9 protein-coding genes are annotated in these 12,755 nt (G+C 71.3%); 3 read left to right on the forward strand and 6 right to left on the reverse strand.

Annotated elements, in window-relative coordinates; genetic code table 11:
* Positions 1-143: 143 nt before the first annotated feature.
* Both ACA514_RS38995 and ACA514_RS39000 read right to left on the reverse strand, forming a co-directional pair.
* Positions 144-1,415 (reverse strand): DUF349 domain-containing protein, encoded by a 1,272-nt coding sequence (locus tag ACA514_RS38995; protein WP_375046326.1) that lies wholly within the window; start codon positions 1,413-1,415, stop codon positions 144-146.
* A gap of 37 nt (positions 1,416-1,452) precedes the next feature.
* Positions 1,453-2,205, reverse strand: a complete 753-nt coding sequence (locus tag ACA514_RS39000) for a peptidylprolyl isomerase (RefSeq protein ID WP_375046327.1) — start codon at positions 2,203-2,205, stop codon at positions 1,453-1,455.
* Positions 2,206-2,457: 252 nt separating this feature from the next.
* Here ACA514_RS39000 and ACA514_RS39005 point away from each other — a divergent pair, with 252 nt between their 5' ends.
* The 3 genes from ACA514_RS39005 to aspS are packed head-to-tail and all read left to right on the forward strand — an operon-like array spanning position 2,458 to position 6,203.
* On the forward strand, positions 2,458-3,153 hold the full coding sequence (locus ACA514_RS39005) for an MBL fold metallo-hydrolase (RefSeq protein ID WP_375046328.1): 696 nt from the start codon (positions 2,458-2,460) through the stop codon (positions 3,151-3,153).
* Positions 3,154-3,165: 12 nt separating this feature from the next.
* Positions 3,166-4,446, forward strand: coding sequence for a histidine--tRNA ligase (gene hisS, locus ACA514_RS39010; protein WP_375046329.1), 1,281 nt, complete (start codon positions 3,166-3,168; stop codon positions 4,444-4,446).
* A complete protein-coding gene (aspS, locus tag ACA514_RS39015) occupies positions 4,443-6,203 on the forward strand; it encodes an aspartate--tRNA ligase (protein WP_375046330.1) in 1,761 nt (586 codons plus the stop codon). The genes hisS and aspS overlap by 4 nt, the downstream gene beginning before the upstream one ends.
* A 60-nt stretch (positions 6,204-6,263) precedes the next feature.
* On the opposite strand, the gene ACA514_RS39020 is transcribed toward aspS, so the two are convergent.
* From ACA514_RS39020 to secD, 4 genes are all read right to left on the reverse strand, one after another.
* Entirely contained in the window at positions 6,264-8,438 is a 2,175-nt protein-coding gene (locus ACA514_RS39020) for a RelA/SpoT family protein (protein WP_375046437.1), read from the reverse strand.
* Positions 8,439-9,143: 705 nt separating this feature from the next.
* Entirely contained in the window at positions 9,144-9,668 is a 525-nt protein-coding gene (locus ACA514_RS39025; RefSeq protein ID WP_375046331.1) for an adenine phosphoribosyltransferase, read from the reverse strand.
* A 106-nt stretch (positions 9,669-9,774) separates the two neighbouring features.
* Positions 9,775-10,947: a protein translocase subunit SecF gene (gene secF / locus ACA514_RS39030; RefSeq protein WP_375046332.1), complete on the reverse strand. Its 1,173-nt coding sequence runs from the start codon at positions 10,945-10,947 to the stop codon at positions 9,775-9,777.
* 3 nt (positions 10,948-10,950) lie between these two features.
* Entirely contained in the window at positions 10,951-12,741 is a 1,791-nt protein-coding gene (secD, locus tag ACA514_RS39035) for a protein translocase subunit SecD (RefSeq protein WP_375046333.1), read from the reverse strand.
* Positions 12,742-12,755: the final 14 nt, after the last annotated feature.

Here is a 12,755-nt window from a genome sequence, read left to right on the forward strand (position 1 = left end):
CACGGGCAGGCACGCGGAGCGAGTGCAGCGAGCGGAGCGGGCCTGCCCGACGACGAACAGGGCGTTTCGCGCGGAGCTCCAGCGGAGCGCGAAACGCCCTGTTCGTCGCAACGGGGGTTCCAGGGGGTCGCCCCCCTGGGAGATCACGAGAACTCGGCGAGGGTCCTCTCGGCCTCTTCGAGCCAGGCGCGGCGGGCGCCGAGGGCCTCCTCGGCGTCCTTGACGTCCTTGTCGCGGCCGGCGGTGCGGGCCTTGTCCAGCCGCTTCTCCAGCTGCTCGATGGAGCTGCGCAGCTGGTTGACAGTGGCCTCGGCGCGGGCGCGGGCCTCGGGGTTGGTGCGGCGCCACTCCGACTCCTCGGCGGTGCGGACGCCCTCCTCGACCTTGCGGAGCCGGCCCTCGAGGCGGTCGCGCTGGTCGCGGGGCACCATGCCGGCGGCCTCCCAGCGCTCCTGGATCGCACGCAGCGCCTGCCGGGCCTGCCGGACGTCCCGGACGGGCAGCAGCCGCTCGGCCTCGACGAGGATCTTCTCCTTCTCCTCGGCGTTGCCGCGGAACTCGGCGTCGCGCTCGGCGAACACGGCGCTGCGGGCCTGGAAGAAGGTGTCCTGGGCGCCCTTGAAGCGGGCCCAGAGATCCTCCTCGGCGTCCCGGGCGGCGCGGCCGGCGAGCTTCCAGCGGCGCATGAGGTCGCGGTAGGCGGCGGCGGTCTCGCCCCAGTCGGTCGACTCCCGCATCGCCTCGGCCTCGGCGACGAGGCGCTCCTTCTCGCGGCGGGCCTCCTCGCGCTGGTCGTCCAGGGTCGCGAAGTAGACCTTGCGGCGCTTGGTGAAGGCGTTGCGGGCCGACGACAGCCGCTTCCAGAGGGCGGTCTCGGTGGGCCGGTCGATGCGGTCGGCGGCCTTCCACTCCTCGACGAGCTGGCGCAGCCGCTCGCCGCCGTTCTTCCAGTGCGTCTCCTCGACCGCGATCCGCTCGGCCTCGGCGACGATCCGCTCCTTGATCTCGCGGGCCTCGTGCCGGTGCTGCTCGCGCTGGGCCTTGACCTCCTCGCGGCGGCGGCCGACCTGCTCGGTCAGGCCGTCGAGGCGCCGCGCGAGGGCGTCGAGGTCGCCGACGGCGTGCGCCTCGCCGACGGCCTCGCGGAGCCGGGCGATGCTGTGCTGGGCCTGGGCGGGCTGCAGGTCGGTGGTGCGGACGCGCTGTTCGAGGAGGCCGATCTCGGTGGCGAGCGCGTCGTACTTGCGCTTGAAGTAGGCCAGGGCCTCCTCGGGCGCACCGGCCTGCCAGGACCCCACGACGCGTTCGCCGTCGGACGTCCTGACGTACACGGTGCCGTCCTCGTCCACCCGGCCCCAGGGATCGGTCGCGCTGGACACCCTTGCCTCCTGAATCGCAGGTCCGATCGGGCTCATGGCCACCGGACCCTCCACACCTTAGTATCCCGATCGCCTAAACCGGGGCGATCGCGACGTCCTGGATCGTGACCTTCTTCTTGGGCTTGCCGTCGGTCGCCGGGTCGGAGCCCGCCTTGGCGATCTTCTGCAGGACGTCCAGCCCCTTGGTGATCTTGCCGAAGACCGAGTAGGCCGGGTCCAGCTGCGAATCCTTGTAGACCAGGAAGAACTGGCTGCCGTTGGTGTCGGCGCCGGAGTTCGCCATGGCGAGGGTCCCGGCCGTGTACTTGGCGTTCGCCGTGTTCTCGTCGGCGTACTGGTAGCCGGGGCCGCCGCTGCCGGTACCGCTCGGGTCGCCGCACTGCAGGACGTTCAGGCCGCCACTGGTCAGCCGGTGGCAGGGGCTGTCGTCGTAGAAGTTCTTCTGGGCGAGGTAGACGAACGACCCGACCGTGCACGGCGCGGCCTTGGCGTCCAGGTCCATGACGATGTCGCCCTGGTTCGTCTTCACCGTGGCCTGGACGGTGCCCTTGTAGGCGGGCTTCTTCGGCGGAGTGCCGAGGTCCTTGATCTTGCCGGCGGGCCGGCCCGCGCCGTTGTAGGCGCAGTGCAGGCCGTCGGCCTTCGACTTGTCGTCCTTGCCGGTGAACACGACGACGGCCGCGCCTCCCACCACGACGACCGCCACCGCCACCGCGGAGCTGATGATCTTGACGCGGCGGGCCTTGGCGGCCGCTTGCGCCAGCGCCTGCTGCTGCCGCTCGTAGCGCTGCCGAGCGAGCTGCTTCTTGCGGTCCTTCGCCGCCACGTGCCTGCCCTTTCGCCGTGATCAGGTGAACGTGCAGCGCATAGTAGCGGCACCCGCGCGCCGGACGGGCCTCCACCTGAACGAACGTGGAGGAACCCGCGCCGGCCCGCGCCCGGCCCGCCGCTCGCCCCGCGGGCCCTCCCGCGGGGCGCGCCGCGACACGGCGATCGCCGCATCTCGTTCGCGATGGCCGTGGCCGCGCCGGTACGCTCGGGACAAGCCCACCCGAGATGGTTTCAAGGAAGGACGACCGTGCTCGTCGCCGGGTTCCCCGCTGGATCGTTCGCCGCGAACTGCTACGTCGTGGCGCCCGCCGCGGGCGAGGAGTGCGTCATCGTCGATCCGGGCCAGGACGCCGAGGCCGGGATCGAGGAGATCCTGCGCGAGCACCGGCTCAAGCCGGTCGCGGTGCTGCTGACGCACGGCCATATCGACCACGTGTGGTCGGTGGCGCCGGTGTGCGGCGCCAAGGACGTCCCGGCCTACATCCATCCGGACGACCGCGACCTGCTCACCGATCCGGCCAAGGGGCTCTCCCTCGGCCCCGGGCAGCAGATGTTCGGGGGCCTGGAGCTGACCGAGCCGGACGACGTGCAGGAGCTGGCGGACGGCGCGGTGCTGGAGCTCGCGGGGCTGAGCTTCACCGTCGACCACGCGCCCGGCCATACGCCCGGGTCGGTGACGTTCCGGACGCCGAAGAACCAGGAGCTGCCGGACGTGATGTTCACCGGCGACCTGCTGTTCGCCGGCTCCATCGGCCGCACCGACCTGCCCGGCGGGTCCTACGAGGACATCCTCGCGAGCCTGTCCCGGGTGTGCCTGTCCATGCCGGACGAGACGGCGGTCCTGCCCGGGCACGGCACGCAGACCACAATCGGCCGCGAACGCGTCACCAACCCGTTCCTGGCCGAGTTGACTCCGGCCGACGGGCCGACCAAGGGATTCTGAGCCTAAAAGATCATGAGTTCGAGTTTCCGGGCCCCCAAGGGGGTCAGTGAGTACGTTCCGCCGCGCGCGGACCTCTTCTACGCCATCCGCGAGGCGTTCGCCGAGCAGGCGCGGCTGGCCGGCTACGGCTACCTGGAGCTGGCCGTCTTCGAGGACACGAACCTGTTCCGGCGGGGCGTCGGAGAGTCCACCGACGTGGTGTCGAAGGAGATGTACACCTTCGAGGACCGCGGCGGCCGGTCGCTGACGCTGCGGCCGGAGTTCACCGCGACGGTGCTGCGGTCCGTCCTGGAGCACAACCTGCACAAGGGCGCGCTGCCGGTGAAGGTGTGGACGTCCGGGCCCGCGTTCCGCGCCGAGCGCCCGCAGCAGGGCCGGTACCGGCAGTTCTACCAGCTCGACCTGGAGGCGATCGGCAGCGAGGACCCGCAGATCGACGCCGAGACGATCGCGATCGCCGCGAACTGGTACCGCTCGCTCGGCCTGACGCGGGTGCGGCTGCTGCTGAACTCGCTCGGCTGCAAGGAGTGCCGGCCCGCCTACCGGGCGCTGCTGCAGGACTTCCTGCGCAGGCTCGACCTGGACGAGGAGACCCGCGCGCGCGTCGAGATCAACCCGCTGCGCGTCCTGGACGACAAGCGCCCGCAGGTGAAGGCGCAGCTCGCGGACGCGCCGCTGATGGCCGACCACCTGTGCCCGGACTGCAAGGCCTACCACGACCGGGTCCGGGAGCTGCTGTCCGACCTCGGCATCGGCTGGGAGGACACCCCGACCCTCGTCCGCGGGCTGGACTACTACACCCGCACCACCTACGAGTTCGACCACCCGCTGCTCGGCGCGCAGTCCGGCATCGGCGGCGGCGGACGCTACGACGGCCTGTCGGAGGACATCGGCGGCCCGCCGCTGCCCGGCATCGGGTTCGGCCTCGGCCTGGACCGCACGATCCTGGCGCTGGAGGCCGAGTCGGCCGAGGGCGGGGGCGCGGCGTTCGCGCCCGAGTCCCGCTGCGACGTGTTCGGGGTCGCGCTCGGCGAGACCGCCGAACGCCGGCTGTTCGCCCTGGTCGCCGAGCTGCGCCGGGCGGGGATCGCCGCCGACATGTCGTTCGGCGGGAAGAAGCTGAAGGGCGCCATGAAGGACGCCGACCGGTCGGGCGCCCGGTACGCCGTGATCCTCGGTGAGCGGGATATCGCCGGCGGCGTCGCCCAGGTCAAGGATCTGGCCGAGGGCGAGCAGACCGCCGTCCCGCTCACCGGCATCACCACGACGTTGAAGGAAAGGCTCCAGAAATGATCCGCACGCACGAGGCGGGGACGCTCCGCAAGGAGCACGCCGGGCAGCAGGTCACGCTGGCCGGCTGGGTCGGCCGCCGCCGCGACCACGGCGGCGTCACGTTCATCGACCTGCGCGACGCGTCCGGCACCGCGCAGGTCGTCTTCCGCGAGGACGAGGCGGCGCACGACCTGCGCTCGGAGTTCTGCGTGAAGGTCGTCGGCGAGGTCCGCGTCCGGCCCGCCGGCAACGAGAACCCCGAGCTGCCGACCGGCGGCATCGAGGTCGCCGCCACCGACATCCAGGTGCTGTCGGAGTCGGCCCCGCTGCCGTTCCCGATCGAGGGCGACGTCAACGTCAACGAGGAGATCCGGCTCAAGTACCGGTACCTCGACATCCGCCGCGACGCCGTCGCGCGGGCGATGCGGATCCGGTCGGAGGCGTCCTTCCTCACCCACGAGGTCATGCGCGAGCACGGCTTCGTCAACGTCGAGACCCCGACGCTGACCCGCTCCACCCCCGAGGGCGCCCGCGACTTCCTCGTGCCCGTCCGGCTCAAGCCCGGCCACTGGTACGCGCTGCCGCAGTCGCCGCAGCTGTTCAAGCAGCTGCTCATGGTCGGCGGCCTGGAGCGCTACTACCAGATCGCCCGCTGCTACCGGGACGAGGACTTCCGCGCCGACCGGCAGCCGGAGTTCACCCAGATCGACATCGAGATGTCGTTCGCCGACCAGGACGACGTCCTGCAGGTCGGCGAGGACCTCGTCGCGCGGCTGTGGAAGGAGATCGCCGGGTACGAGATCCCCCGGCCGATCCCCCACATCACCTATGCCGACGCGCTGGCCCGGTACGGCTCCGACAAGCCCGACCTGCGGTTCGGCAACGAGCTGACCGACATGACGGAGTACTTCGCCGGCACGTCGTTCCGGGTGTTCCAGGCCCCGTACGTCGGCGCGGTCGTCATGCCGGGCGGCGCGTCCCAGACCCGCAAGGAGCTGGACGGCTGGCAGGACTGGGCGAAGGCCCGCGGCGCCCGCGGCCTCGCCTACGTCCTTCTCCAGGAGGACGGCACGCTCGGCGGCCCGGTCGCCAAGAACCTGTCCGACACCGAGAAGGAGGGGCTCGCCGCGAAGACCGGCGCGTCCCCCGGTGACGCGGTCTTCTTCGGGGCCGGGAAGCGGCACGCCACCCAGGAGCTGCTCGGCGCCGCCCGCCTGGAGATCGGCCGCCGCGGCGGCCTGATCGACGCGTCGGCGTGGAACTTCGTGTGGGTCGTCGACGCGCCGATCTTCGAGCCGGTGGAGAACGACAAGGGCGAGCAGATCGGCTGGACGTCGGTGCACCACCCGTTCACCGCGCCGAAGCCGCAGTTCGCCGACACCTTCCACGAGGACCCGGGCTCCGCGCTCGCCGACGCCTACGACCTCGTCCTCAACGGCAACGAGATCGGCGGCGGCTCCATCCGCATCCACCGCGCCGAGATGCAGCAGCGGGTGTTCGACGTGCTCGGGCTGTCCAAGGAGGAGGCCGAGTCGCAGTTCGGCTTCCTGCTGGAGGCGTTCAAGTTCGGCCCGCCCCCGCACGGCGGCATCGCGTTCGGCTGGGACCGCACCGTCATGCTGCTGGCCGGCGGGGACACCATCCGCGACGTGATCGCCTTCCCGAAGGCCGCGTCCGGCCTCGACCCGCTGACCGCCGCGCCCACCACGATCACCCCGGCGCAGCGCAAGGAGGCCGGCGTCGACGTCATCCCCGAAGACGCCCCCGCCGAGAGCTGACCGGGCGGCCACGCCGAAGGGCGGCCACCGCGAAACCGCGGTGACCGCCCTTCGGCGTTGTCAGCGGGTGGCGCCGCTCGTCACGCGGTAGACGTCGTAGACGCCGTCGATGGTGCGGACGGCCTTGAGAACGTGGCCGAGGTGCTTGGGGTCGCCCATCTCGAAGGTGAAGCGGGAGACGGCGACGCGGTCGCGGGTCGTGGTGACGGACGCGGACAGGATGTTGACGTGCTGGTCGGACAGCACGCGCGTCACGTCCGACAGCAGGCGGGGACGGTCGAGGGCCTCGACCTGGATCGCGACGAGGAACACCGAGTCCTCGCCGGGCGACCACTTGACGTCGATCAGCCGGTCGGGCTGCGCCTTCAGGGCGGCGACGTTGGCGCAGTCGGCCCGGTGGACGGAGACGCCGTGGCCGCGGGTGACGAAGCCGACGATGTCGTCGCCGGGGACCGGGGTGCAGCAGCGCGACAGCCGGACCCACACGTCCGGGTCGTCGGCGACGACGACGCCCGGGTCGCCCGCCGGGCGGGTCCGCTTGCGGCGGGTCGGCAGGGCGATCTCGGCGAGGTCCTCTTCGGCGCTCTCCACGCCGCCGAGGGCGTCGACGAGGCGCTGGACGACGGTCTGCGCGGACACGTGGCCCTCGCCGACCGCCGCGTACAGCGAGGACACGTCGGTGTAGCGCATGTCGCGGGCGAGGGCGAGCAGCGCCTCCCCCGACATCATCCGCTGCAGCGGCATGTTCTGCTTGCGCATCGCGCGGGCGATCGAGTCCTTGCCGGACTCGATCGCGGTGTCGCGGCGCTCCTTGGAGAACCAGTGCTTGATCTTGTTGCGGGCGCGGGCGCTCTTGACGAAGCCGAGCCAGTCGCGGCTCGGGCCGGCGTCCTGCGACTTGGAGGTGAACACCTCGACGGTGTCGCCGTTGTCGAGGGTCGATTCGAGGGGGACGAGGCGGCCGTTCACGCGGGCGCCGATACATCGGTGCCCGACCTCGGTGTGGATCGCGTACGCGAAGTCGACGGGCGTGGCGCCCTGCGGCAGCGCGATGACGTCGCCCTTCGGGGTGAAGACGAACACCTCGGAGACCGACAGGTCGAAGCGCAGCGACTCCAGGAACTCGGCCGGGTCGGCGGTCTCCTTCTGCCAGTCGAGGAGCTGGCGGAGCCACTGCATGTCGCCGGCCTTGCGGCCGCCGACCGTCTCCTCCTTGTACTTCCAGTGCGCGGCGACGCCGTACTCCGCGCGCCGGTGCATGCCCCAGGTGCGGATCTGCAGCTCGACGGGCTTGCCCTCGGGGCCGATCACCGTCGTGTGCAGCGACTGGTACATGTTGAACTTCGGCATCGCGATGTAGTCCTTGAACCGGCCGGGGACCGGGTTCCATCGCGCGTGGATCGAGCCGAGGGCGGCGTAGCAGTCCCGGACGCTGTCGACGAGGACCCGGATGCCGACCAGGTCGTAGATGTCGTCGAAGCTGACGTCGCGGGCGATCATCTTCTGGTAGATCGAGTAGTAGTGCTTCGGCCGGCCCGTCACGGTGGCCTTGATCCGGGCCTCGCGCAGGTCGGTGGAGACGTTCTCGATCACTTCCTGCAGGTAGACGTCCCGGCGCGGGGCGCGCTCGGACACCAGCCGGGCGATCTCGTCGAACCGCTTGGGGTACATCGTGGCGAACGCGAGGTCCTCCAGCTCCCACTTCAGCGTGTTCATTCCGAGGCGGTGCGCGAGGGGCGCGAACACCTCGAGGGTCTCGCGGGCCTTCTTCTCCTGCTTGTGCCGCGGCATGTAGCGCAGCGTCCGCATGTTGTGCAGCCGGTCGCCCAGCTTGATCACCAGGACGCGGATGTCGCGGGACATCGCCACGACCATCTTGCGGACGGTCTCGGCCTCGGCGGCCTCGCCGTACTTGACCTTGTCGAGCTTGGTGACGCCGTCGACGAGCGCGGCGATCTCGTCGCCGAAGTCGGCGCGCAGCTCCTCGAGGGCGTACTCGGTGTCCTCGACCGTGTCGTGCAGCAGCGCCGCGCACAGCGTCTCGGTGTTCATGCCGAGTTCGGCGAGGATGGTCGCGACGGCGAGCGGGTGCGTGATGTACGGGTCGCCGCTCTTGCGCTTCTGGTCGCGGTGGTAATGCGCCGCGACGTCGTAGGCGCGCTCGATCAGCCGCAGGTCGGCCTTGGGGTGGGTGTTGCGGACCGTCTTGATGAGCGGCTCGAGCACCGGGTTCATAGTGGGACCCCGCTGGGCGCCCAGTCTGGCGAGCCTGCGGCGCACCCGGGCGGCGGACGGCGGAATCGCGGCCTGCGTCGGCCTGGTCTGGGCATCGGAGGGGGTCGCTCCCGGTCCGGCGGGCGGCTGCGGTGTCGCGGGCCCTCCGACGGGGCGGGCCGCGGCGGCCGGCGCATCGGAGGCTCCATCGGCGGAGGGCGCCGCGCTCCGCGGCTTCTCCCCTGGCGAAACGGATGATGTGCCGGCGGACGGTTCCGCGGCGGACGGTTCACCCGCGGGCGGCCTGGTCCTCGCCGGCTTCTCGGCGGGCGGCTTCTCGGACGGCTTCTCGGCGGACGGCTTCGCCGCCGGCGGCTTCTCGGCGGGCGGTTCCGGTTCCGAGGGCTGGGCGGCAGGTGAGCCCGCGGCGGACGGTTCGGTGGCGGGCGGTTCCTGGCCGGTGGCGGGCGGACGGCCGGCGGGCCGGTCGGCGGTGCGCCGCCCCGCGGCGGTGGACGCACCGGTGCCCCCGGCGGGCTCCACGGCGGCGTCCCGCTCCCGGCGGGCGTCGTCCGCGGCGTCCGCTGCGGCGTCGGTCACCGCTCCGGTCGATGCCACCTCACCGCGCACCCAGCCTCCTCAGCCCTCGCGGGCGTCGTCTCCGCGGGAACGCGCCCGTCCCCGGCGGACCCTGTTGGCGCCAGTGTATCCGCCGGTCATTTCGTCCTAGACCGTAACCAATGACTGGACGTCCAGATTCCCCAGCTTGTCGCGCCCGTGCAGGAACGACAGCTCCAGCAGCACCGACAGGCCGACGACCTCGCCGCCGCCCCGGCGGACCAGCTCGGCGGCGGCCCGGGCCGTCCCGCCGGTAGCCAGCACATCGTCGACGATCAGCACCCGGTCGCCGGGCTCGAAGGCGTCGACGTGGATCTCGATCGTCTCGGTCCCGTACTCGAGATCATAGGTCTCCTCGTGCGTGCGCGAGGGCAGCTTCCCCTTTTTGCGCACCGGGACGAACCCCGCGCCGAAGTGGTAGGCGACCGGGGCGGCGAGGATGAACCCGCGCGCCTCGATCCCGACGATCTTGTCGACGGTGCCGCGACCGTAGTGGTTGACGATCGTGTCCACGACCCCGGCGAACGCCACGTGGTCGGCCAGCAGCGGCGTGATGTCCTTGAACACCACGCCCGGCTTCGGATAGTCGTCCACATCGCGGATCCGCTCCTGGATCAGCTTGCCGAGGTCCACCGTTTCACTCCCTGTGACGAATCCCACGTGTTCCTGCCCAGAACCGGGCCGTGCCCGCGCCCGTCACCACGGTGGGTGACCGGCGCGGGCACGGCCCGTCTCCGCTCTACTTGCCGCCGCCGCGGCGCTGCTGGCGGGTGCCGCGGCGCGGCTGCTGCCGCGGCCCCGTCTGCACGACCTTCCGGATGGTCACCCCGGTCGGCAGGCCGTCGGCGGCCTCCGCCGGGTCACCGGCGTCGTCGTCCGGTCCGTCGTCCGCCGGAGCGTCGCCGGACGGCCCGGTGGCGGCCTTGACCTTGGCGTTCCTCACCTGCCGCTTGGCGCTCTGCTCGCGGCGGGCGATGTTCGCGCGGATCTGCTTGTACTTCGGTTCCCGCTCCTTGAGCTGGACGAGCAGCGGCGTCGCCACGCACAGCGAGGAGTAGGTACCGATGATCATGCCGACGAACAGGGCGAGCGACAGGTCCTTCAGGGTGCCCGCGCCGAACAGCGTGGTGCCGATGAACAGGATGGCGCCGACCGGCAGGATCGCGACCAGCGAGGTGTTCAGCGACCGCACCAGCGTGCTGCTCAGCGCCTGGTTCGCCGCCTCGCTGTAGGTCGTCCTGGAGGTCGGGCCGAGCGGCTTGGTGACCTCCTTGATCATGTCGAAGACGACCACCGCGTCGTACAGCGAGTACCCGAGGATCGTCAGGAACCCCAGCAGCGTCGCGGGGGTGACCTCGAACCCGGACCAGGCGTACACGCCGGCGGTGATGATCAGGTCGTGCACCAGGGCGACGACCGCGGCGAGCGCCATCCGCCACTCGAACGCCACCGACAGGTAGCCGATGATCAGGATCATGAAGACGACCAGCGCCTGCCACGCCTTCTTCTGGATCTCCCCGCCCCAGGAGGCGCCGACCACCTGGGTGCTGACCTTGCTGGCGGGGACCTTCAGCTCCTTGGTGATGTTCGCCTTGACCTCGGTGACCCGCTCCGAGGGCAGGCTCTCGGTGGTGATCCGCCAGTCGTCGCCGGCCTTCTGCACGATCGCCTCGTGGGTGCCGGCGCCCGTGACGGCGCCGCGCACCTGCTCGATCGAGGAGCCCTGCGCCTTGAAGGTGAAGACCGACCCGCCCTTGAACTCCACGCCGAAGTTGAGGCCCTGGATCAGCAGCCCGGCGATCGACAGGATCAGCAACGCCCCGGACAGCGAGTACCAGATCTTCGGCTTGCCGACGATGTCGGCGCTGATCTCGCCTCGGTAGATCCGGGAGATGACCGCGCGCAGCCCCATGTCTCAGGCCTCCTGGCTCGTCTTGCGGGCGGTGGCGCCGGCGGTGTCCGGCGTGGTGCGGCGCAGCCGCTTGGCGTCCAGCCCCGACATCGGATGGCCCCGGCCGAAGAACGCCGTCCGCGACAGCAGCGCGACCATCGGCTTGGTGAAGAAGAACACCACCACGATGTCGATCAGCGTGGTCAGGCCCATCGCGAACGCGAACCCGGCGACGCCGCCGACCGCGAGGAAGTACAGCACCAGGGCGGCCAGGAAGGTCACGGCGTCGGCGACCAGGATGGTGCGCCGCGCCCGCTTCCAGGCGTTCTCCACCGAGGAGCGGAGCTTGCGGCCCGCCCTCAGCTCGTCCCGCAGCCGCTCGAAGTAGACGATGAACGAGTCGGCGGTGATGCCGATCGACACGATCAGGCCGATGATGTGCGGCAGCGAGAGCCGGAAGCCCATCCCCTCGCCGAGGATCACCACCGCCTCGTAGGTGATCACGGAGGCCACGATCAGGCTGGACACCGCGACGAGGCCGAGGCCCCGGTAGTAGAGCAGGCAGTAGAAGACGACCAGGCCGAGGCCGATCGCGCCGGCGATCAGGCCGCCGGTCAGCTGGTCGGAGCCGAGCGTGGACGACACCTCGTCGATGGAGCTCTGCTTGAACTCCAGCGGCAGCGCCCCGTACTTCAGCACGTTCGCCAGGTCGGTCGCGTACTGCTGGGTGAAGCTGTCGGCGGGCCCGTCGATGCTGGCGTTGCCGCCGGTGATCGCGCCCTGGTTGATCTGCGGCGCGGACACGACCTGGCCGTCCAGCACGATCGCGACCTGCGCCTGCGGCGCGGACGGGTCGCCCTGGTAGGCCTTGGACGCGTCGGTGGTGACGTCGCCGAACTGCTTGGCGCCCTTGCCGTCGAACTTCAGCGACACCGACCAGCTCGCCTGGCCCTGCTGGGAGTTCGGCGGCATCGCGGTCGCGCTCTTGACGTTCTCGCCCAGCACCCGGACCGGCCCGAGGATGTACTTGCCGACCTGGCCGTCCTCGACCTTCTGGGCGCACGCCGCGACGAACTTGCGGTTCGGGTCGTTGGCGCCCGGCGCGTGGCGGTCGCCGTTGTAGCAGTCGAGCGACTCGAACTGCTGGATGACCGCCTTGTCGGTGACACCGGCGTAGGTCTGGGCGCCGGTGGACGGCGACGGCGACACCAGCGGCGAGGACGGCGACGCCGACGGGGACGCCGAGGGCGACGGCGAGCCCGACCCGGACGGGTTCGGCGTCGGCGCCGCGAGGGCGTCCGAGACCGCCCGCTTGCGCGGCGTCGCGGACGGCGACGCGGAGGGGGAGGCCGACGGGGACGCCGAGGAGCCCGGGCTCGCCTTGCCGGTCGGGCTGGCCGACGGGGTGGCGGTGGCGCCGCCGGCCGTCGGCTTGCCGTCGGTGTAGGCGAACACCTGCCGGAACTGCAGCTTGGCGGTCGTGCCGATCAGCCCGACGACGCGGCCCTGCCCCTCGCCGGGCACGTTCACCACGATGTTGTTGCTGCCCTGCTTGGCGACCTCGGCGTCGGACACGCCCAGACCGTTGACCCGCTGCGTCATGATCTTGACGGCCTGGTCCATCAGGTCCGCCGGCGGGTTCTTCCCCTTCTCGGTCTTGGCGGTGAGCGTGACGGTCGTCCCGCCCGCCAGGTCCAGGCCGAGCTTGGGCTTGGTCTGTCCCTGCAGGAGCGCGACGCCTGCCAGGATCGCGATGACCGCGAAGAGCGCGAAGAGCGTGCGCCCGGGCTTGGGAACGTTGCTAGGCGAGGCCACTGGTCGTTTTCTTT

Source organism: Actinomadura sp. NTSP31 (assembly GCF_041951385.1).
In the GTDB taxonomy this organism is placed as follows: Bacteria; Actinomycetota; Actinomycetes; order Streptosporangiales; family Streptosporangiaceae; genus Spirillospora; species Spirillospora napierensis.

What these genes read in the sequence shown, in the direction of transcription:
- ACA514_RS38995 (WP_375046326.1), bottom strand. Translation starts at nt 1,415, where the DNA reads ATGAGCCCGATCGGACCTGCGATTCAGGAGGCAAGGGTGTCCAGCGCG.
- hisS (WP_375046329.1), top strand. Translation starts at nt 3,166, where the DNA reads ATGAGTTCGAGTTTCCGGGCCCCCAAGGGGGTCAGTGAGTACGTTCCG.
- aspS (WP_375046330.1), top strand. Translation starts at nt 4,443, where the DNA reads ATGATCCGCACGCACGAGGCGGGGACGCTCCGCAAGGAGCACGCCGGG.
- ACA514_RS39020 (WP_375046437.1), bottom strand. Translation starts at nt 8,438, where the DNA reads ATGAACCCGGTGCTCGAGCCGCTCATCAAGACGGTCCGCAACACCCAC.
- secF (WP_375046332.1), bottom strand. Translation starts at nt 10,947, where the DNA reads ATGGGGCTGCGCGCGGTCATCTCCCGGATCTACCGAGGCGAGATCAGC.